Consider the following 21,011-nt stretch of genomic DNA (forward strand, 5'->3'; position numbering starts at 1 on the left):
TTCTCCGCGCGCGGTTGACTGATCGACAGCTTGCGAGGAAGCTGAAATCAGTTGAATGTTCCAGTCAATAAGTTGGTTCTGATGAACATCAAATTCAGCACTCAATTCAGCAAGTGTTTTTTCTGCTTTAATCGCAGCAAGTGCTACCTTAGCTTTAAAGTCATTTGAATGATTTCTTCTTGGTCTACGTGTCATAAAATACTCCATATATTGATGTTTATAACATCATTTGGGGAGCAAAATATCACTTATAAGTGTTGTTCAAATTTCCTGATCCACCTCTGTTCTTTATTCGATTTCTCTAATTCAGCTAAATATTTTTCCATATATTTAGTGATATATAAGCGATCTGTAATGCCTTCAACCCAAATGGTGCAATTGGCTAAATATACAGAAGAAGGTCTTACACCTAATGAGGCAAGTAAGTCACGATCACGGTCACAACGATAAATTTTAAAGTCAAATTTGCTTTGATCATCATCTTTCGGCTGTTTTACAAATTTTTGAATCATGACTTGATCAGATTCATCAGCCATATCTAGTAAATGATTTGAATGTGTAGTAAAGAAATAATAATGAGGTGTTTCGTTTAAGTAGAAATTCATCAATTGACGAACCATACCAGCATGCATGTGAAGTTCAGGTTCTTCAATAAAGAATGCATGTGTTTCAGTATTTCCATTTTTATCTTTGCTTTTTATATAAGCTTCATAGGTTAGGATAATTGCTTGTTGCAGACCATCACCTAATTCGAATAAAGGTCTTTGAGCATCTTTACCAATTTTTATATTCACAACGTCCTGGTCATGCTTGGGAATAAGTGAAACAGGTTCGTTATCAAAAAAATATTGGCTTAATTTGTCTTCGTAATTTTTTATCAATTCACGTTGTTCAGGCTCACCTAGAAGATGAATTTTAAGTTCGTGGTATAAACATTCACCTGTAATAATATTTTGGGAGTTGAACTTTTCTTTATCAGGGAAATAATCTTTTTGGGCACGTTCAATGTAAGGTTGTTTATTTACCTCTTCTGTCACAGGGCGCATGCCGCGAAGAATAGGGATATATAATTTTGAATAAGATTGCAAATATTTATCTATAGTATCGGAGATTCTAACAGTAGCATCATTTTTGGTGAATCGAAATTTAGAAATTTCCTCTTTTAAATTATATAATGATTTAGGATCAAATTGTTTTGGTAGACTATCTAGTTGTTTTAATTTATTTAATAATTCAGCTTTATTAGAACCACCGAAATGACTGTTGTTACCTATTAGAGTGCCATTGGTAGAATTAACTATAGGATAAATTTCAGCATAGAAGTCATTCTTATTATTTACATCATTATAGTCATTAGATCTCTTTCATAAATCAAAAAATGATCTTCTTTTTGGTTAATATTTACACTCCAGATTTCTTGGCATTCGTGCATAATCTGCGGATGAAATATATCGATTCAAACAAGCTTTCTGATCCTCAGTTCAAGCGATACACGGGCATCTCATGGTCAACTTTTTATTTGATGGTTGAGCAATTGAAGAAACATGTCCCTGCCAAAGGCAGACCGCCCAAGTTAAGCCTGGAGGATCAGGTTCTGCTCTGCCTGAGCTATTGGCGGGAATACCGAACCTTATTTCACGTTGCGACGAGTTACGGGGTTTCAGAGCCCACAGCCTCAAGAATTGTCCGTCATGTTGAAGACTGCCTGATTCGATCCAATCTGTTTAATTTACCCAAAGATTTACCCGAGGGCGAAGGCATCGACTGGAATGTTGTGATCGTGGATGCCACAGAAATTCCAATCCAAAGGCCTAAAAAAACAGAAGAAAAGCTATAGCGGCAAGAAAAAGACCCATACCTTTAAAGTACAGGCCATGATTCACTACAAGACTCAGCAAATTCTGAGTTTATGTACCAGTCGCGGTGCAGTGCATGATTTCGAGTTGTTCAAACGCAATTTAAACCAGATTCCTTCAGGAGCCTTTGTTCTTGCGGATAAAGGTTATCAGGGGATTTATACTTTGTATCCCAATAGCCTGTTGCCTTTAAAAGCCAAAAGACGCTGTAAATTGGATCCTGAACTAAAAATCTATAATCAGGAAATCAATAAAAGAAGAATAGGGGTTGAGCATGTATTTGGCAGTCTAAAAACTTTTAAGATCCTTGCGGAACGTTATCGCAATAGAGCTAAAAGACTTGGTTTGAGATTTAGTTTAATCGCTGGAATTTATAACTTGGAGCTGAGTAAAAAATGATTTATGAAAGAGGTCTATTTATCTTATATTTTGATAAAAAAAGCTCTCTCAGAAACCTACTTTTTCCTGCATTATTTTTACCAATAAAAAAATTAAGTCTTTTGATTTCTATAACTTCTTTATTCTCTGTGTCTGTATCATTATCTGAAGTATAGTCTTCTAAATTTTCTGCCCAATAATATAATTTTTCTGTCATAAAAATGCCCCCAGATATAGGTGCTAATTTAGCAGTAATTCATCACTTTTCAAATGAGTTATAAAATAGTGATTGATCATCTGGTTGGTCTTTATTTTAGCAGTATAACACCTTAATAGATGACGGCCTGAATCACTTAGCCACACTTTGATGCACCCTCGAACCCCAATGGTGCAAAATGGCCTATTTTTTTAAGCATACTTAAAAAATAAATCATTCTTGTTTTGCCTCTTTTTACGTATGTAATTAATTTCCCACGCATTCTGCTTAAATCTATTCTATTTGTATATTGTGGCACGCTTAATGCATTTATTTATATACAACATAAATAGAGGAGAGCAATACACTTGATCACTCATAATCACAAACATCGGTTAACCATTCATGTATAAAAAGAATAGCAAGGACATGAGCAATCAAAATGGAATAAACCGGTGAAATACAAAACTTACTTTTGCTTTAGAACAAGCCCCATTTCAATGTTATGGGGCTTTTTTTCGCCTTTTTACCCAATTTTATTTATCACCTCCCAATAAGCACAAACTGGCACGCTTTCTGCATTTTCCTAAGTAATACGAAATTCTGGTTTTGTAATATCCACAGGAGATGCACATGAACAATCCGACATCAAATAAAAAAATGCATCCATGGCTTCACTTTCTGGTTGAGCTGCTCAGCGTACGCGCAGGCTTTCACATTAAACATTCTTCACACTATCAACCCAAGGATCAACATCGTGCCTAAACAAAAATTGGCACGGATCAGTATTACCGTGCCAGAAACCACATTGCAGGCAATGGATCAAAAAATTGTCGAGCAGCACTATGAAAGTCGCTCGCAGGCCATTGTCGACATGATTAACCGCCACCTGATTGATGATCTGGTGATCCGCGATGAAGTCATGGTTGGCACGCTTACCTTGCTCTATGACGTCAGCTTGAAACCGCTGCGCAGTCAACTGGTCGATCTGCAACAGCAATATTTGGCACAAGTGATCAATTCACTTCATATCCAGCTGGATGATGAAAAAATCCTGCAAGTCATGCTGATGCAGGGCGCGAGCAGTGACCTGAAAGAAATTAGCGAACAATTTATTGCACTGAAAGGCGTGATTAAAGGGCATCTCGAACTGATGGATGCCGTCATGCCGCCTATTCCACAAAATACCGAACACACTTAAGGAGAACAGCTGTGCACAACTTATGGACTGTACAGGACTGGCAACACGCCTACCAGAATAACAATATCCAGCTTAGTGACCTGATTGAGTATGTTGCCGGATTGAATAATGACGATCATGCCTGGATATCAATTGCGACAGTCGCACAATTACAGGCACAAATTGATGCATTGACTGGTGCAGATAGCGCAAGCTTGCCACTTTATGGGGTGCCATTTGCGGTCAAAGATAATATTGATGTTGCAGGGTTCTATACCACAGCGGCTTGTAAAGAAGCAGCTTATCTGGCGACTTCCGATGCAACAGCAGTAGCCAAATTAAAAGCTGCCGGCGCGATTGTCGTTGGTAAAACCAATCTGGATCAGTTTGCGACGGGTCTGGTCGGTGTGCGCTCACCATACGGCGCGGTGAAGAACAGCTTTAATCCTAAATATATCAGTGGCGGTTCGAGTTCGGGTTCCAGTGTAGTCGTCGCAAACGGATTAGTGCCATTTTCACTGGGTACAGATACTGCAGGTTCAGGACGTGTCCCGGCCGGGCACAATAACATTGTCGGACTCAAACCGACCAAAGGCTGGTTCTCGACTACAGGCCTGATTCCGGCTTGTCGCACCATCGATGTGATTTCGATTTTTGCCTTAACGGTGGATGATGCCTGGCAGGTGGCGCAAGTCATGCAGGGCTATGATGCCAGCGATGATTATTCCCGGGTACATCCTCAAAATGTACCAAGCCAATTTTCAAAAGGAAAAATTGCCATTCCGGATACACTGGAATTTTATGGTGATGCTGAAACTGAAAAAGCGTTCCAGCTGGCGATCACACGTGTAAAAAGCTTGGGTTATAGGGTTGAGCCGATTGATTTTGCTCCATTTCAGCAACTGGCGACTGCACTTTACAATCGCTCTTGGGTGGCTGAACGTACCAGTGCCGTAGAAAAAATGGTGCAACGCGAGCAGACCCATCCGGTAATTGGCCAGATTATTGCGCAGGCAGACCGGTTCAGTGCAGTCGATGCCATGCAGGATGAATATGAACGCGCCCACCTGAGCCGTGTTATTCAAAATACACTGGCAGATTATGATACCTTGATGGTGCCTACTGCACCCACCATTTATCGCATTGCAGAAGTAGAAGCGGATCCTCTGGTCAAAAACAGCCACATGGGCGCTTATACCAATTTTGTCAATTTTGCCGATCTGTCGGCTTTGGCGCTACCAAATGCGATTCGTGCCGATGGTTTGCCAACGGGCGTGACCTTTATTGCGCCCGCCTGGATGGATGAAGCACTGGCCAAATTTGGGCAAAAATGGCAGCAATCGAGCCAGTTAAAGTTAGGCACCTCTGAACGCCTATATGAAAAAACAATTGAAATCTCATCAGGTCACAGCGTCAAACTGGCTGTCGTCGGTGCACATCTAAGTGGAATGCCACTGAATTTTCAGTTGACCACACGTGGTGGCACCCTGATCAAGCAGACCCGGACTGCTTCGCATTACAAACTGTATGCTTTAAAAAATACCACACCGCCAAAACCCGGCCTCCAATACAGTGCGAAAGGTTGTTCAATTGAAGTAGAGGTCTGGGACATTCCGCATGCACTGTTCGGGGACATTGTTGCAGAAGTGCCAGTACCTTTGGGGATCGGTAATGTTCAGCTGATAGATGGTACTTGGGTCAAAGGCTTTATCTGTGAAGGCTATGCACTTGAAGATGCAACAGATATCAGTCATTTCGGTGGCTGGCGCGAATTTATGAAATCTAAACAACTTTCAAATACCAAATTTAAATGTGAATGCATAGGGGAAGTCGCAAAATGATCAAAAAAGCACTGATGTCCGTTTCCGTACTGTCTGCAATCCTTTTAAGCGGTTGTGACAATACCGCTAAAGTACCTGAACCAAATGCCAAGGCAGAAGGGAATGTAAATACTCAGCCCATCCGGATTGGTTATAGTGACTGGCCGGGATTTGTCGCCTGGCAGGTGGCAATTGAAAAAGGCTGGCTAAAAGAAGCAGGGGTAAATGCCAATTTCGAATGGTTTGACTATTCTGCTTCACTCTCTGCATTCGCAGCGAATCAGCTGGACGCCGTACTGGTCACTAATGGTGATAATCTGGTCACTGGCTCTGGCGGGACCAAGGGCGTGATGATCATGGCGACCGATTATTCGGCCGGAAATGATGTAATTATTGCCAAGAATGGCATTAACTCAATTGAGGATCTGCGCGGTAAAACGGTTGCAACTGAAAAAGGCCTCGTCGATCACTTATTGCTGTCCACTGCACTGGATGATGCCAAAATTGGCATGAATGAGGTCAAGCTGGTCAATACTATGACCAATGAATTGCCACAGGTGTTCGCCACTCCTGATATTGATGCGATTGCGGTATGGCAGCCAGTGGCAAATCAGGCTCTATCTGCAGTGGCCGGTTCCAAGATTATTTTCACCTCTAAAGACAAGCCGGGATTAATCTACGATACCTTGACCGTGAATCCGACTCATCTGGAAGCCAATAAAGATCAATGGAAAAAGGTGATTCAGGTTTGGGATAAAACTGTCAAATACATCAATGACCCGGCGACTCGTGAAGATGCTGCACAGATCATGTCCAAACGGGTTGGTGTCGATGCGAAAACCTATATGCAGTTCATTGATGGTACGCATTTACTTGATCTGGCCGCCAACAAGAAAGTCTTTACCAAAGGTGATGGTTTCGACTCGATCTATGGTTCCAGCTATCATGTGAACAAGTTCAATGTGGCCAATGGCATTTATACAACTGAAATGAACGTGGATGGCGTTATTGTTCCCACATTAGTACAAGAACTCAAATAGAGCATATCTCCTCATTCGGGAATGTAATCTAAACCCATAAAAAATCCCCAGATTGGGGATTTTTTACTATCAGATGAATATCAAAAAATTAAAGCTGCGTACTTTTGGAAAAGACATTGATAAAAATAATGCCAATGATCATAAACGCCAGACCGATCAGTGCGGGAAGATCCAGTTGCTGTTTAAACACCAAGAGGCCAACCGTTGAAATCAGGATAATGCCGGCACCAGACCAGATTGCATAAGCAATGCCCATCGGAATGGTTTTCATGGTCAGTGACAGGAAAAACAGGGCAACGGCATAACCGGCAATGGTGGCAAGTGAAGGCCAGAGCACGCTAAAACCATTGGAAGCTTTCAATGCAGAAGTAGCAATGACTTCTGCAATAATGGCAATCGACAGATATAAAAAAGACATATTTCTCCCTATAACACCCGTTCTGCATGCTGCATCAGGTGATCCTGTTCTGACTTCAGCCAGCTTTCAGCTTGTGTAGTCGTGGGGGTCGCATATTGAAATTGGTAATCCGGCTGGTATATATCCAGCTCAAAAAACAGGTCAATTTCACGGTCATCAAAAACCACATGCTGAACCAGACTGCTTTCATTGAGAACTTCAAAATTTTCCAGGTTAAAGGTTTTGCCTGTTTCGCTCGTGCGGGTGCTGTAAGTTTTAGCTTGACCCTCAGTCCCGATAGAAACCTCAAAACTCTCCAACAAGGCAAACACGGTCGGATCGACAGCTTTCAAGTCCATTTGAGCTACTGCACTTTGCACTTCAGGCAAACGCGTCAGCGCATAGGCAATATGATCAGCACAAATAATCAGGCCACCATCCATTTCCAGTGTCTGACCAGATTGAACATCAAGTGCAGACTGAAGGCGCAAGCCTAAAAATAAACCATGCTGTACCTGCTGGCGCCAGTCTTCGACATAGACATTACTTGGAGAAAACTCCAGAATGCAGTTGCCAATCGCATGTAGCTTGGCTGGTTCCGGCCACTGCACATGATTCTGGTAATTGGCGTAGTCTTTCACTTCCCAAGACAAGAGCTGGCTGGCGTTATCCCAAAGCGTATTGCCAATCCAGCCTTGGCGTTCCTGAACAGCAGTTCCCGTCTGGCTTTTTAGACGAAGATCAATGGTGAAACTGCGCGACTGAAACCAGTACACAATGGTGTTTTCATCGGTTAGGCCATTATAAAAACTGATACTTTTACGCCGGAAAGCACCGTATAAAAAGTCTGGAATAATCTCTGGCTGAGGGATAGTGGGCTTTAAAGTCTTAATCACTTCAAACAGATTCATGATGCTGTCTCCGCCTGTTCTTCAAGTCCAAAAGAGGAAAGTGGTACAGCATTTTTTAAGATCAGTTCACCGCTAGCAATGCGCTGTTTTAAATATTGAAAGGTCTGGGCGGTCTGATTAAACAGATGCTCACCCCCGATCAGGGCAGAATATTTGGAATTTTCAGTGTGAATAACCGGTTCAATCACGGTGTCATAATTGCAGGCGCAAAACAGAGGGAATGAATAACGTTCTTCAGAGACTTTTTTCACGCGGTGCTTGGTGGCGAGATATTTACCATTTGACAGAATTTCCATCATGTCACCGATATTCATCACCAGTGTATTTTCAATCAGTGGAATGTCGATCCATTCGCCGGCTTTATTCAATACCTGTAAACCGGGTGCAGTCGGTAGTAGTAGGGTAAAGCATTCGTAATCGGTATGTGCGCCAATGCCTTCGGCATCTTGCACTTCCGGATTATAGGGATAATGAATCAAGCGTAGCTGACTTGGTGCATCAGTAATTTTGCTTTCAAAAAAGTCCTCACGAACGCCCAACGCCAGTGCAAAGGCAGAAAAAATCTGCCGGCTGATCTCACGCAGATGACTATAGTATTGGCTGACAATAGACTTGAAATCCGGATGGTCTGGCCATAAGGTGGGCCCAAGTAAAGGACAGTCTTTTCTTACCCCCTGATAATCATAATTGACATCATAGGCTTCTTTTAAATCATAACTGTTGCCGGCAAACTGTTCTTCGCCAATCGGCACATAGCCACTATGGTTTTTTGATTTGCCAATATAGTGCTGCATTTTGGTGTCCAGATCCTGAGAAAAATAAGACTGGGCCATTTCAATCAGAGCTTTGGCGTAATCAAAATTAAACTGGCTACCTTGCAGATAAAGAAATCCGACTTCTTTACAGGCATGGTCCAGAGCATGAGCAACTTCTATACGATCGGTTAAATCCGGACTTTGCAATTTTGAAATATCAACCAGTGGGAGTACATATTGGGCTTGCATGACAATCACCTCTAATGTTGGTCGTCCAACACAGCGATTAAAACCTTCGGGTCGTCCCAAAGGCATTTGGAATAAGATTATTTATTGCTGCTGACCTTGGTCATACGCGGAATGACCGGCAGTTCTGCCAGTGCTGGATCCAGTTCATCTTCTTCAGCATGCACCAGATAATCGACACGTTGTCTTAACTGTTTAAATTCAGGACTAAGCATGACGTCTGGATGGCGTGGACGCGGTAGATCAACTTCGATAATTTCCTTGATTTCACCCGGATTGGCTTTAAGCGCCACAATCCGGTCGGCCAAAAGAATGGCTTCATCCATATCGTGAGTCACAAAAATGATGGTGATATCAATGTTTTGCCACAGGTCCATCAGGTGACGCTGCATTTTTTGCCGGGTATGTGGATCAAGTGCCCCAAAAGGTTCATCCATCAACAGGATTTTCGGTTCATTTACCAATGCGCGGGCAATCGCGACCCGCTGCTTCATCCCGCCTGACAGTTCATGCGGATACTGGTTTTCATATTTTTCCAGACCAATAATATTGATCCATTCACGGGCTTGGGCTTCAGCCGCTGCACTGCTTTGACCTTTCATACGTGGACCAAACATGACATTTTCTTTAACAGTTTTCCATGGAAACAGGGTATAGCCCTGAAACACCATGCCACGCTCCGGACTAGGGCTGGTGATGGGTTGGCCGTCGACCAGAATCTCACCACTGCTATAAGGATCCAGACCGGCGACTACACGGCTAAACGTAGACTTGCCGCAACCGGAAGGCCCGATCACACAGATAAATTCACGCTTATGAATTTTCAAATTGAGTGCATTTAAAACCGTACGTTCAGTTTTGCCATGACTGAATTTTTGTGTCAGTTGCTTCGCTTCCAGAATCACCGGGCGGGCATAAATTTTGTCAAAGTATTCGCGGCTATTGAATTCAGTGTTTTGCATTAGTTGGCTCCCGGTTTCCATTTAAATAAGCGTTGTCCCAGTTTCATTAAAATCACATCACACAGCAGACCAATCACCCCAATGATCAGGATCGCGGCAAAGACATTGTCGAAGTTCTGATAGCGGGCTTGCTGGGTAATGAACCAGGTAATCCCGGAGGTACTGCCGATCAATTCTGCTACGATTAAATAAGTCCATGCCCAACCTAGCAGTACGCGCAGATTACGATAAATTTCTGGCATGGCTGCTGGAATCACCACATGAAACAGACTTTTCAGTTTCGTTGTACCCAAAGTAAAACCGGCTTCAATCAGGCTGCGATCAACCAGACGAGTAGTATTGGCAATGATCAGGATTTGCTGGAACAGGGTTCCTATCACAATAATGGCAATTTTGGGTGCATCATTAATTCCGAGAATTGCCACTGCCAGTGCACCAAAGGCCGGAGCAGGCAAGTAACGGAAGAACTCAACAAAGGGTTCGGTCAGCTGGGCAAATTTATTTGAAAACCCACATAAAATACCGAGTGGAATACCAACCAAGGAAGAAATAAAGAACGCGGTAAAGACCAGCTTGATACTGTGCCACAGGCTTTCATGAAACCAGGGCGCATTGGCCTGAGCCGGCTCCGTGGTAAAAGCTGTGATCAGTGCAATCGCAACTTCATGCGGTGCAGGCAGATAAATCGGGTTGACCAGAATACCTTGCGGTGGGGTAAGACCCTGATCTACCGCAGACTGCGCAGCAGAAAAAAACTGGTCTTTATCAATACGACTCTCGACCTGTAAATAGGCAACACTACCTGAATCAGTAATCTGGACTTGTGGATGCCAGATAAATGGCAAGTAGCTGACTGCACACCAAATTAGAATTGGTATTAAAAAAGACCCCAAGCCAAACAGTAGTTTATTTCTTTGACTGAGTTCACGTGCAACGTAACTCATAGTGTTGCCCCTCAATATTACAAATTTTATAAAACGTAATACTGACTAAGCAAAATGGATGCCATTTCATCCCAAATCCTGAAATGACTTTAAAAAGGGCTTATTTTTATAGAAAAAATTAGCAGATAACTCTTAATCATATTTAAGAAGTTAGATCAGAATACAGAGATTTTTAATCATTTTCTGGAAAATAGACTCAATAAAAAAGACCCGAAAAATCAGGCCTTTTTTTTCAGTAACATCATTTAGCCAATAATGTCTGCATGCTGGTTTTGCAAGCTATAGATGCACTGCTGCGCAATCTGTAGCTGATCATCTTCTGATAGATCAAGATTTTCCCATTTCTGCATCTGCTGTAGGAGCCAGATAAAATCATCGACTTTCGGTTCGGCACTTTCCCCAACAAAATTCCGGATAATATTCTTGATCTTGTGAAAGTCATAAACATGCCGCTGGGCGGAACATTCAAACTGAATAATCTGATAGTCCACCAGCATGTCCCATACTTCTGATAAATCACTGCGCTGCTTTAAATCATTCTGCGCTTTTTGTACTGCCTTGACCACTGCCTCTACAGTAAATGGATGCTGTTCTGCCCATTCTTGGGTCATGGCCAAAACTTTATCGGCAACTTTTGGAATGACATTCTGGCTCGCAGCGACGATAAAGCTATAGCCTTCAAGTTTGGCCTGAATATTCCAGGGTTCTCCCACGCAAAACCCATCAAATACCTGTTCTGCGATTCCTTTTACCATAGAAGGCGGTGGAGAGGTCATCAGCTGGATATTCTTGGCCAGTTGTGGATCAGTCAGTGCCAGCCATTCTTTTAAACAGTAATGGTGAATCGAATATTTATAAACATAGGCCAGATTGATGGAATGATTCTGTTGTAAAGCCAGTACAAGTTTCTTTGAGGTAATCTGTTCATCATCCTCAGGCTGGATGCCGAGTTCATAACACAGATCTTGGCGCAGACTAATAAAAGCCTGATTCACACTCAGTACTAGAGGGGTTTGTAAAGCCACCTGTAACTGGTCTGTGCCCAGGGCAGCAGCGGGCAACATGGCAGACAGGCAATGTGCAGCATCCAGAAAGCCATAGGCCAGACGGTCACGCAAACTTGACCATGAGGCTTCGCGGATTAAATTGATGGTTAATCCTTGCTCGGCAAAATACCCCTGTTTTTCAGCCCAGAGAATGGCAACACAATCAAGTAAAGGAATATAGCCAATATTGAGTTCAGTTTTTTCTAATGTGGACATATGCTTTTCCTTATTGGCCCAGTAACAGCTTCTGTGCATCCAGTAAGCGTCTGGCCATTTCACCAATGGTAATCCGGTGACTCATGGCATTTTTACGCAATAAAGCAAAGGCTTGTTCTTCCGTTAAGGCATGCAGCTGGATGAGCAGGGCTTTGGCTTTATCGACATCTTTACGGTCAATCAGTTTGTCCTGGGTTTCTTTTAAATCATTCAGCAGCTTTTTATGCTTGCGAAACTGTTCAATTGAAATTTCCAGAATGCTTTCTAATTTGGTGGGATCAATACCATCGACAATATAAGCCGTGATTCCGGCATCAATCGCACTTTTGATGGTGTCTTTATTGGAGTTCTGGGTAAACAGCACGGTAGGAAGTTCATATTGGCTGACACAGCTTTCAATAATATCCCGATGCGGATGATCCATATTCAGCAGGATCACATCTGCATGAATGCCTTTGACATGCACCATATTCAGGTCATTCAGGATTAAACAGGCCACCACCTGAAAATCATGTGAAAGTAAGGATTCTTGGATGAATTGGGCGCGCTCCAGATCATCATCAATAAGAGCAATTCGTAATTTGGACATGGAATATTTTCAAGTAAGGCCTAAGGAATATTCAAGCAGGAATAAAGCAAAAAACATGCCATTAAATTGGTGCATAAAATTCTATTTTTCTGTTCAATTTAGTGCACAGCTTTAGGGATTTCAGCTGATAGCTCATCAAAATGAAGCATTTAGGTACATCATCTGCCTGAAATAAGGCGTTTTCTTATTGGAAAAGTTGGCACGATTTCTGCATTTATTAAATCGTCAAAGATGACTTTCAATACTAATAACGGCCAACGATGTCCGTTCTGATCGTAATTACATTTTCAAAAAATGTGATTGGTATTTCGTTCAGCACAGGATAAATGACATGGTCAGTTGTTCAGCAATACAAAACGCACAAGCGTTTCAAGCCTTCATCCAGCATTACAAAGTGCTGAGTTGCGGTATTTACAACATATTCAATCAGCGGACATATCAATGCCTAGACGTGATATGTGGCTTTTTATCATCTTTAAAAAAACGATAGTTGGAGTGCAGATATGAAAATTCTCATGATTGGGCATGGCATGGTGGGGCATAAATTCATCGAATCTGTACTTGAACAGGCCGGTGATGACGTCGAATTGACCATTTTGGCTGAAGAGCCGCATTTGGCTTATGACCGGGTACATTTAACCGAATACTTTAGCGGCAAGACGGTCAAAGACCTCAGTCTCTGTCGTAGTGATTTTGCCGATGCTTATGGCATTGACCTACGTCTGAATACCCGCGCAATTGAGCTGGATCAGCTGAATAAAACGGTCACCACCAACCACGGCGATGTACTGAGTTTTGACAAGCTGATTCTCGCTACCGGTTCTTATGCTTTTGTCCCACCGATTCCGGGCAATGACCGTCAGAACTGTTTTGTTTACCGCACCATTGAAGACCTGGATGCCATTCGTGCGACCAGCCTGAATGCAAAAACAGGCGTAGTGATTGGCGGTGGTCTGCTTGGACTGGAAGCCGCAAAAGCCTTGCGAGATCTGAATCTGGAAACCCATGTGGTGGAATTTGCACCGCGTCTGATGGCAGTTCAGATTGATGATCTGGGTGGTCGTGTACTGCGTTCCAAAATCGAAGATCTGGGCGTGAAAGTACATACCCAAAAAGCAACATCGTCTATTGAAGATGGTGCCAATGCCAACCATGTCATGAAGTTCGGTGATGGTGCTGAACTGGAAACCGATATCATTCTGTTCTCGGCAGGGATTCGTCCGCGTGATGAACTGGCGCGCCAGAGCGGTCTGTTGCTGGGTGAACGTGGCGGTATCATTATCAATGATTATTGCCAGACTTCACATCCGGACATTTATGCGATTGGTGAATGTGCACTCTGGGACAATAAAATTTATGGTCTGGTCGCACCGGGCTATGACATGGCACGTATTGCAGCAAAACATGTGCTCGGTCAGGACAGCCATGCCTTCGCCGGTGCTGATATGAGCACCAAGCTCAAACTGATGGGCGTGGATGTCGCTTCCATTGGTGATGCACATGCCATGTCACCTGGTGCCTTAAGCTATTTCTATGCCGATGAAGCTGCGCAGATTTATAAAAAAATTGTGGTATCAGCAGACAAGAGCAAATTGCTCGGTGCGGTGCTGGTCGGTTGTGCCAAAGAATATAATGATCTGCTGCAAATGATGCTGAATGGTCTGTCTTTACCAGAACAACCAGAAAGTCTGATTATGCCGGGCTTTGATCAGGCAACTTCTAAATCAGGCGGTAGTGGTGTCGATCTGTTGCCTGACAGCGCTACGATCTGTTCATGTAATAACGTTTCTAAAGCGGATATCTGTTCTGCGATTGAAGGTGGTGCAACTTCATTGGGTGCACTGAAAAAATGCACACAAGCTGCAACGGCCTGTGGTGGGTGTGCACCGCTGGTCACTCAGGTTCTCAAATCTGAATTACAGCGTCAGGGTGTCACAGTAAACAATCACCTGTGCGAACACTTTGCCTATTCGCGTCAGGAACTGTATCACCTGGTACGCGTGCATGAAATCAAGACTTTCTCTGACCTGATTCAGCAGCATGGTCATGGCATGGGCTGTGATATCTGTAAACCAACGGTGGCGAATATTCTGGCGTCTTGCTGGAATGACTTTGTCCTGAAACCAAGCCATGCCGGCTTGCAGGACAGTAACGATTACTACCTCGGCAATATCCAGAAAGATGGTTCCTATTCGATTGTGCCACGTGTGGCAGGCGGCGAGATTACTCCGGATGGCCTGATTACCATCGGTCAGATTGCCAAAGATTATGGTCTTTACACCAAAATCACGGGTGGACAGCGGATTGATATGTTTGGTGCGCAGGTGCATCAACTACCTGAAATCTGGGAAAAACTGATCAATGCCGGTTTCGAGTCCGGACATGCCTACGGCAAATCATTACGTACGGTGAAATCTTGCGTGGGCAGTACCTGGTGCCGTTTTGGAGTCGATGATTCTGTCGGCTTGGCGATTTTCCTGGAAAATCGTTATAAAGGCCTGCGTTCACCCCATAAAACCAAAATGGCAGTATCCGGCTGTACCCGTGAATGTGCAGAAGCACAGAGCAAGGATGTCGGTGTCATTGCCACGGAAAAAGGCTGGAATCTATATGTATGCGGAAATGGCGGCATGAAACCGCGCCATGCTGAACTGCTCGCCTCGGATCTGGATACTCCCACCCTGATCAAATATATCGACCGCTTCTTTATGTTCTATATCCAGACAGCAGACCGTCTGCAGCGCACCAGTGTGTGGCGTGACAATATGGAAGGTGGGCTGGACTATCTGAAAGATGTCATTGTGCATGACTCACTGGGTATTGCTGCTGAACTGGAAAGCCGTATGCAGCATGTGATTGGCACTTATCAGGATGAATGGCGTACCGCGATTGAAGATCCTGAAGTACGCAAACGCTTTAAGACCTTTATCAATGCCAAAGCAGCCGAGCAGAATGACCCGTATATTCAGTTTGCACCTGTACGTGGCCAGATTCGTCCAAAGACAGAAGCTGAACGTGATTTAAACCGTATTCCAGTGGTTGAAGCCTAAATACCACAGTCAGGGAGAATGAAAATGACAATTTTAAAAGACATGAACGAACTGAACTGGTACGAAGTCTGCAATCTGGATGAGATCACTCCGAATACCGGTGTGGCAGCCCTGATTGAAGGTCAGCAGATTGCAATTTTTCGCGTGGGTCAGGAACAGCGGGTATATGCACTGAGCAATCAGGATCCGTTTAGTCTGGCCAATGTCATGGCACGTGGCATTCTGGGCGATCTGCAAGGTGAACGTGTAGTCGCATCCCCAATTTACAAGCAGCATTTCAGTCTGGTGACCGGTCGTTGTCTGGAAGAACAAGAGCAGAAATTACTGGTATTTCCAACCCGAATTGAAAATGGCAAAGTTCTGGTGAGTCCGACTCCACAAAAAACTTATATTTCCAGTAATGGTCAAAACACAGAGCGCTTAAAACTGGTACTGATCGGGAATGGACTGGCGGGTATGCGTTGTCTGGAAGACTTGCTGGATATGGCGCCAGATCGTTATGACATTACCGTGATTGGGGAAGAGCCATGGGGCAATTACAACCGGATCATGTTGTCACCGGTATTGTCTGGTGAGAAAAGCTTTGCCGAAATTATGCTGCATTCAGCCGACTGGTATGCTGAAAAAGGCATTCGATTCATTGCTGGGGATGCTGCCATCGCTATCGACCGTTCGCGTAAACAGGTCCACACCCAAAAAGGCGAAGTCGTTGCTTATGATCGTCTGATTCTCGCCACTGGTTCCAAACCCTTCATGCCACCTATTCCGGGTGCTGAACTTGAAGGCGTGATTAGCTTCCGGGATATTCAGGATGTTAACCGCATGCTGGATTACTGCAAAACCAAGCAAAATGCCGTCGTGATTGGAGGTGGGTTGCTGGGTCTAGAAGCAGCTTATGGACTGAAGCAGCAGGGGATGAATGTAACTGTGCTGCATCTGATGGACCGTATTATGGATCGTCAACTGGATATGAAAGCCAGTCAAATGCTGAAAAAATCAATTGAAGATAAAGGCATCCGAATCATCACTGAAGCCAACACCGAAGAGCTGCTCGGTATGGATGGTCACGTGACTCAACTGCGACTAAAAGACGGGACAATGCTGGATGCCGATTTGGTGGTCTTCGCCGTCGGGATTCGACCCAATAAAACCCTGGCTGAACAGGCTGGTCTGCGCTGCAATCGTGGGGTGCTGGTGAATGACACCATGCAGACTTATGACCCAAGTATTTATGCGGTAGGTGAATGTATTGAGCATCGTGGTCAGACCTTTGGACTGGTTGAGCCATTATGGGGACAGGCCTTTATCTGTGCGACGCATCTGGCTGAACATGGCCGACTGACCTTTAAGGCACCGACTGTTCCGACCCAACTCAAGGTCAGTGGATGTGATGTCTTCTCGGCCGGAAATTTCGAACCTCAGGATGATTTTGAAGATATCGTGCTGAATGATGAAAAACGTCAGATTTATAAACGGATCATTATTCAGCAGGACAAGGTCATTGGTGCAGTACTATTTGGCGATACCGAAGATGGAGCTTGGTATGCAGAACTGATTGCAGACCAGACACCGATTAGTAATATCCGCAGCAAACTGCTTTTTGGTCGGGATTTTGCATTAAAGAAAGCAGGGTAATCGGATCAATCTCCCAACCCCTCTTTGAAAAAGAGGCGAATCTCCCTCCTTTATTAAAGGAGGGTTGGGGAGGATTAAAGCTGTTGAGACATAGAAAAAATTTAAATCAAACCTGTAAAAGCTAGAGATCAGAGATTTGGTGAAACACGTGAATTTGGATGATTAAGGAGCACAGCAGCAATGAATAGTATTCCGGTTATGGAACTACATAGCTCTACTGAATCCCAAATAAAAACTACTCAGACGACCTGTCCTTATTGTGGAGTAGGCTGTGGCGTCATCGCGCACGTAAGCCAAACCCCGATGGGTGAAAAGGTTCAGGTTGAAGGCGATGTTCAGCATCCTGCGAACTTGGGCAAGTTGTGTATTAAAGGCAGTCATCTTGCCGATACACTTAGTCTAAAAACCCGGCTTCTGCATCCGATGACAGGTCGAAAAGAACAGCGGCACATAAGTACTTGGGATCATGCCATTTCAAGTATTGCCAATAAATTTCAGCAATGTATTGATGAGTATGGGCGCGACAGCATCGCCTTTTACGTCTCAGGTCAGCTTTTGACTGAAGACTATTATGTGGTGAACAAGTTTGTAAAAGGCTATCTCGGTACTGCCAATATTGATACCAATTCAAGGTTGTGCATGTCATCTGCTGTGGCAGCACATAAACGAGCTTTTGGCGAAGATCTGGTGCCGGCCAGCTACACAGATTTTGAGCAGACAGAAATGGTGGTTCTAGTCGGTTCCAATACCGCCTGGTGCCATCCGGTGCTTTATCAGCGCATCATGAAAGCCAAGGAAGAGCGGGATTTATTTGTGGTAGTGATTGATCCACGCTTTACTGCAACCTGTGAAGCGGCAGACTTACACTTACCTATTTTACCAGGTCAGGATGTCGCGCTGTTTAATGGCCTGTTACAGTATCTTCAGCAAAATGGCTATACTGATCTGGATTTTGTTACCCAACATACCCAAGGTCTGGAGCAGGCACTTGCCAGCAGCTCGATAGAGTCATCGCTTGAAAGCGTGGCAAAACGTACTGGTATTGCTATTGAAAAATTAACCTTATTTTTTCAGAAATTTGCACAGACCGAAAAAATTATGAGCCTGTTTTCCATGGGCGTAAACCAATCCTCCCAAGGCGTAGACAAGGCCAATAGCATTATCAACTGTCATTTATTGACAGGAAAAATAGGCAAACCCGGTTCGGCACCTTTTTCCATGACCGGACAACCGAATGCGATGGGCGGACGGGAAGTCGGTGGGCTGGCCAATATGCTGGCCAGTCATCTGGATTTGGATAATCCGCAGCATCAGCAACTGGTGCAGGATTTCTGGCAAAGCCCGGTCATCGCCCGGCAGCCCGGATTAAAAGCGGTAGATTTATTTCAAGCGGTGGAAAGCGGGAAAATCAAGGCCATCTGGATTATGGCCACCAATCCGATCGTGAGTTTGCCCGATGCAGATCAGGTTAAACGCGCTCTGGAGAAGTGTGAATTTGTGGTGGTTTCCGATATTTGTCTTGGCACCGATACCATGCAATATGCCGATGTACTGTTACCGGCACTGGGTTGGGGCGAAAAAGATGGCACAGTCACCAATTCGGAGCGCCGTATTTCCCGGCAAAAGGCTTTTTTGCCGGCTCCGGGTGAAGCTAAAGCAGACTGGTGGGCCATTTCTCGGGTGGCTAAAGCTTTAGGTTTTCGCGGTTTTGACTTTAACAATAGCCATGACATTTTTCTGGAACATGCCCGTTTATCTGCCTATCAGAATAGTTCGCTTTCGCAACGTGAAAATACACCCAATTTTCGCTATTTCAACCTGCAAGGTTTAACTCATCTCGGTTTTGCGGAATATCAGAATCTGGCACCGATCCAGTGGCCGGTCTGGGATAAGCAAGAAGTTCATCAGGTTGGTCAACTATTTAGCCAAGGCCAGTTTAGCCATGCAGATGGCAAGGCCAGACTGGTGCCAATAGTTGCAGCCGATCCGGTACATGCTATTTCTGCTGAATATCCTCTGATCCTGAATACCGGACGCATTCGCGATCAATGGCACACCATGAGCCGTACCGGATTATCTGCCAGTTTGTCCCAGCATCGTGCCGAGCCTTATTGTGAGCTGCATCCGCAAGATGCGCTGAAGTATGGCCTGAAAGATGCCGAGCTGGTCGAGGTGAAATCCGCTTGGGGAAGTTGTGTACTCCGTGTGCAATTTTCACAAAATATGCGACGTGGCCAGATTTTTGCACCGATTCACTGGAACGACCAGTTTGCGTCCGATGCGCGGATTGGAAAAGTGGTGAATCCGGTGGTTGACCCGATTTCTGGCGAGCCAGAATTTAAGCATACTCCGGTCATGATCCAGCCGTTTTATACCCAGTGGCAGGGCGTGTTGTATGTACGGGAAGGCTTTGAACAGCAGATTCAGACCATGATTGAAAATACGGTGTGGTGGAGCAAAATTCAAACCACTCAGGCCATCCGTTATGAATTGGCAGACCGTCGCCGTTTTTCTGACATCACCGGGCAGATCAAGAGCCTGTTAGCCTTTGATGATGAAAGCTTTGAATGGCTGAATCTCGAAGATCAAACGGCGCATATCAGTCATAGTGTGGTGCTTCAGGATGGCCAGTTAATTGCCAGTTTTTATATCGCACCGGCGGCACTATTGCCAGATCGTGACTGGGTGGCTGGCCTGTTTAGACGTGAACGTCTGAGTGCATTGCATCGTAAAGCATTGCTGGCAGGTCAGGCCATGTCGATGGGAAATAGTGAAGGAGCATTGGTCTGTAGCTGTTTTAAGGTCGGCAAGAACCGAATTATTCAAACCATTAAAGATAAAAATATCACGCATGAAAAACAGGTGACTGCATGTCTAAAAGCCGGAGGAAATTGCGGTTCGTGTTTGCCAGAAATTAGAGGCCTGATTAAGGCCTGCCAGACGGAGTGCATAGAATGAAAAGAAGAGTGATGAAGACGGTGTCTTATCCGAAAACCGACGTGGTGATTCTGGCCGGAGGTTTAGCGCGGCGCATGAATGGCATCAATAAATTGCTGCACAAATTTGATGATGAAATCCAGCTGATTAAAATCCATCAGCAACTGAAGTCCCGGGCAAGCAAAGTCTGGGTCAATAGCCATCGGGATCATTCCATTTATAAACGGATGATTCCTTCGATTGATTTTTATCAGGACGATGAACCCGGCTTTCAGGGACCTCTGATGGGCATGAAGAGTGCCTGGTCACATGTACAATCTGATTATGTGTTGTTTGTGCCTTGTGACGTGACCTATATTCCCAAAAAGGTCATTTCACGTTTACATCAAGCCCTGCAACGACATCCTTTATCTGAAGTGGCGGTGGTTGAAATAAATGAAAAAGCATTGTTTCCATTCTGTCTGATGAAACGCAGCAGCTTACCCATTCTTATACAACATCTTGAAAATGATCAGCACAGTTTAAAACTCTGTTTTGCTGACATGCACATGCAGCGGGCAAGTTTTAAAAATCGTGCCCTGTTTTTCCACAGTATTAATTCATTTGATGAGCTACAGCAGCATCAACAGCTTAACTTTCTCTAGCATTTAAAATGCTAAAAGCCGAATCAGCATATTCTGGCTCACCAAAATATTGCTTTTTTTATTTTTCGAGCAAACTTTCGGACTAAAAAAGAACAAATATTATCCATTAATATTAATTAAAAATAAATTTGTGCAAAGTTGGAACACTTATTGCTCATTCATTGTGAAGAAATAGGGCAGTAAATCAAGACTGTTAAATAACCGTGCAG

The 21,011-nt window shown here is 44.1% G+C and carries 18 protein-coding genes and 2 pseudogenes; 10 read left to right on the forward strand and 10 right to left on the reverse strand.

Translation table 11 applies throughout. From position 1 onward, the window contains the following. A partial coding sequence (locus ACIG3F_RS08120; RefSeq protein ID WP_396469780.1) for a transposase occupies positions 1-207 on the reverse strand: 207 nt, incomplete at its 3' end. Positions 208-281: 74 nt separating this feature from the next. Further along, positions 282-1,301: pseudogene (locus tag ACIG3F_RS08125) on the reverse strand (ATP-dependent nuclease); the annotation flags it as partial. Positions 1,302-1,390: 89 nt separating this feature from the next. Between ACIG3F_RS08125 and ACIG3F_RS08130 the strand changes: the two are divergent. Further along, on the forward strand, positions 1,391-1,837 hold the full coding sequence (locus ACIG3F_RS08130; RefSeq protein WP_396469781.1) for a transposase family protein: 447 nt from the start codon (positions 1,391-1,393) through the stop codon (positions 1,835-1,837). Next, a complete protein-coding gene (locus ACIG3F_RS08135; protein ID WP_071851482.1) occupies positions 1,785-2,255 on the forward strand; it encodes an IS5/IS1182 family transposase in 471 nt (156 codons plus the stop codon). The genes ACIG3F_RS08130 and ACIG3F_RS08135 overlap by 53 nt, the downstream gene beginning before the upstream one ends. Positions 2,256-2,274: 19 nt before the next feature. Here the strand turns inward: ACIG3F_RS08135 and ACIG3F_RS08140 are convergent. Beyond that, positions 2,275-2,451 (reverse strand): annotated as a pseudogene (locus ACIG3F_RS08140) (hypothetical protein); the annotation flags it as partial. Positions 2,452-3,063: 612 nt separating this feature from the next. Here ACIG3F_RS08140 and ACIG3F_RS08145 point away from each other — a divergent pair. From ACIG3F_RS08145 to ACIG3F_RS08160, 4 genes are read left to right on the forward strand one after another with little or no spacing between them, the layout of a single operon-like run. Further along, on the forward strand, positions 3,064-3,195 hold the full coding sequence (locus ACIG3F_RS08145) for a hypothetical protein (protein WP_396469782.1): 132 nt from the start codon (positions 3,064-3,066) through the stop codon (positions 3,193-3,195). Beyond that, entirely contained in the window at positions 3,188-3,631 is a 444-nt protein-coding gene (locus ACIG3F_RS08150; RefSeq protein ID WP_004894906.1) for a CopG family ribbon-helix-helix protein, read from the forward strand. Before ACIG3F_RS08145 ends, ACIG3F_RS08150 begins: the two co-directional genes overlap by 8 nt. Positions 3,632-3,642: 11 nt before the next feature. Next, positions 3,643-5,451, forward strand: a complete 1,809-nt coding sequence (gene atzF / locus ACIG3F_RS08155) for an allophanate hydrolase (protein WP_396469783.1) — start codon at positions 3,643-3,645, stop codon at positions 5,449-5,451. Continuing rightward, positions 5,448-6,470: an ABC transporter substrate-binding protein gene (locus ACIG3F_RS08160; protein WP_396469784.1), complete on the forward strand. Its 1,023-nt coding sequence runs from the start codon at positions 5,448-5,450 to the stop codon at positions 6,468-6,470. The genes atzF and ACIG3F_RS08160 overlap by 4 nt, the downstream gene beginning before the upstream one ends. 88 nt (positions 6,471-6,558) lie before the next feature. Here ACIG3F_RS08160 and ACIG3F_RS08165 read toward each other — a convergent pair whose 3' ends face one another. From ACIG3F_RS08165 to ACIG3F_RS08195, 7 genes are all read right to left on the reverse strand, one after another. Further along, positions 6,559-6,888: a multidrug efflux SMR transporter gene (locus ACIG3F_RS08165; protein WP_004280373.1), complete on the reverse strand. Its 330-nt coding sequence runs from the start codon at positions 6,886-6,888 to the stop codon at positions 6,559-6,561. Between the two features lie 8 nt (positions 6,889-6,896). Then, positions 6,897-7,778: a hypothetical protein gene (locus ACIG3F_RS08170; protein WP_396469785.1), complete on the reverse strand. Its 882-nt coding sequence runs from the start codon at positions 7,776-7,778 to the stop codon at positions 6,897-6,899. Next, positions 7,775-8,782: an isopenicillin N synthase family dioxygenase gene (locus tag ACIG3F_RS08175; protein ID WP_396469786.1), complete on the reverse strand. Its 1,008-nt coding sequence runs from the start codon at positions 8,780-8,782 to the stop codon at positions 7,775-7,777. Before ACIG3F_RS08175 ends, ACIG3F_RS08170 begins: the two co-directional genes overlap by 4 nt. 77 nt (positions 8,783-8,859) lie before the next feature. After that, positions 8,860-9,741 (reverse strand): ABC transporter ATP-binding protein, encoded by an 882-nt coding sequence (locus ACIG3F_RS08180; RefSeq protein ID WP_396469787.1) that lies wholly within the window; start codon positions 9,739-9,741, stop codon positions 8,860-8,862. Next, positions 9,741-10,685, reverse strand: coding sequence for an ABC transporter permease (locus tag ACIG3F_RS08185; protein ID WP_191112896.1), 945 nt, complete (start codon positions 10,683-10,685; stop codon positions 9,741-9,743). The genes ACIG3F_RS08180 and ACIG3F_RS08185 overlap by 1 nt, the downstream gene beginning before the upstream one ends. Before the next feature lie 245 nt (positions 10,686-10,930). Then, positions 10,931-11,947, reverse strand: a complete 1,017-nt coding sequence (locus tag ACIG3F_RS08190) for an ABC transporter substrate-binding protein (protein ID WP_180049379.1) — start codon at positions 11,945-11,947, stop codon at positions 10,931-10,933. Positions 11,948-11,957: 10 nt separating this feature from the next. Continuing rightward, a complete protein-coding gene (locus tag ACIG3F_RS08195) occupies positions 11,958-12,536 on the reverse strand; it encodes an ANTAR domain-containing response regulator (RefSeq protein WP_396469788.1) in 579 nt (192 codons plus the stop codon). A gap of 503 nt (positions 12,537-13,039) precedes the next feature. Between ACIG3F_RS08195 and nirB the strand changes: the two genes are divergently transcribed. The 4 genes from nirB to ACIG3F_RS08215 all read left to right on the forward strand — a co-directional run bounded on the left by nirB (position 13,040) and on the right by ACIG3F_RS08215 (position 20,802). Further along, positions 13,040-15,586, forward strand: a complete 2,547-nt coding sequence (gene nirB, locus ACIG3F_RS08200) for a nitrite reductase large subunit NirB (protein ID WP_396469789.1) — start codon at positions 13,040-13,042, stop codon at positions 15,584-15,586. Between the two features lie 24 nt (positions 15,587-15,610). Then, the gene (gene nirD, locus ACIG3F_RS08205; RefSeq protein ID WP_396469790.1) at positions 15,611-17,221 is read left to right on the forward strand and encodes a nitrite reductase small subunit NirD; all 1,611 of its coding nucleotides are present in this window, start codon (positions 15,611-15,613) and stop codon (positions 17,219-17,221) included. Positions 17,222-17,401: 180 nt separating this feature from the next. Continuing rightward, positions 17,402-20,179: a molybdopterin-dependent oxidoreductase gene (locus ACIG3F_RS08210; RefSeq protein WP_396469791.1), complete on the forward strand. Its 2,778-nt coding sequence runs from the start codon at positions 17,402-17,404 to the stop codon at positions 20,177-20,179. Then, the gene (locus ACIG3F_RS08215) at positions 20,176-20,802 is read left to right on the forward strand and encodes a molybdenum cofactor guanylyltransferase (protein WP_396469792.1); all 627 of its coding nucleotides are present in this window, start codon (positions 20,176-20,178) and stop codon (positions 20,800-20,802) included. Before ACIG3F_RS08210 ends, ACIG3F_RS08215 begins: the two co-directional genes overlap by 4 nt. The last annotated feature ends 209 nt before the right edge of the window (positions 20,803-21,011 follow it).

It is taken from the genome of Acinetobacter sp. NPDC052428 (assembly GCF_044547685.1).
GTDB lineage: Bacteria > Pseudomonadota > Gammaproteobacteria > Pseudomonadales > Moraxellaceae > Acinetobacter > Acinetobacter lwoffii_G.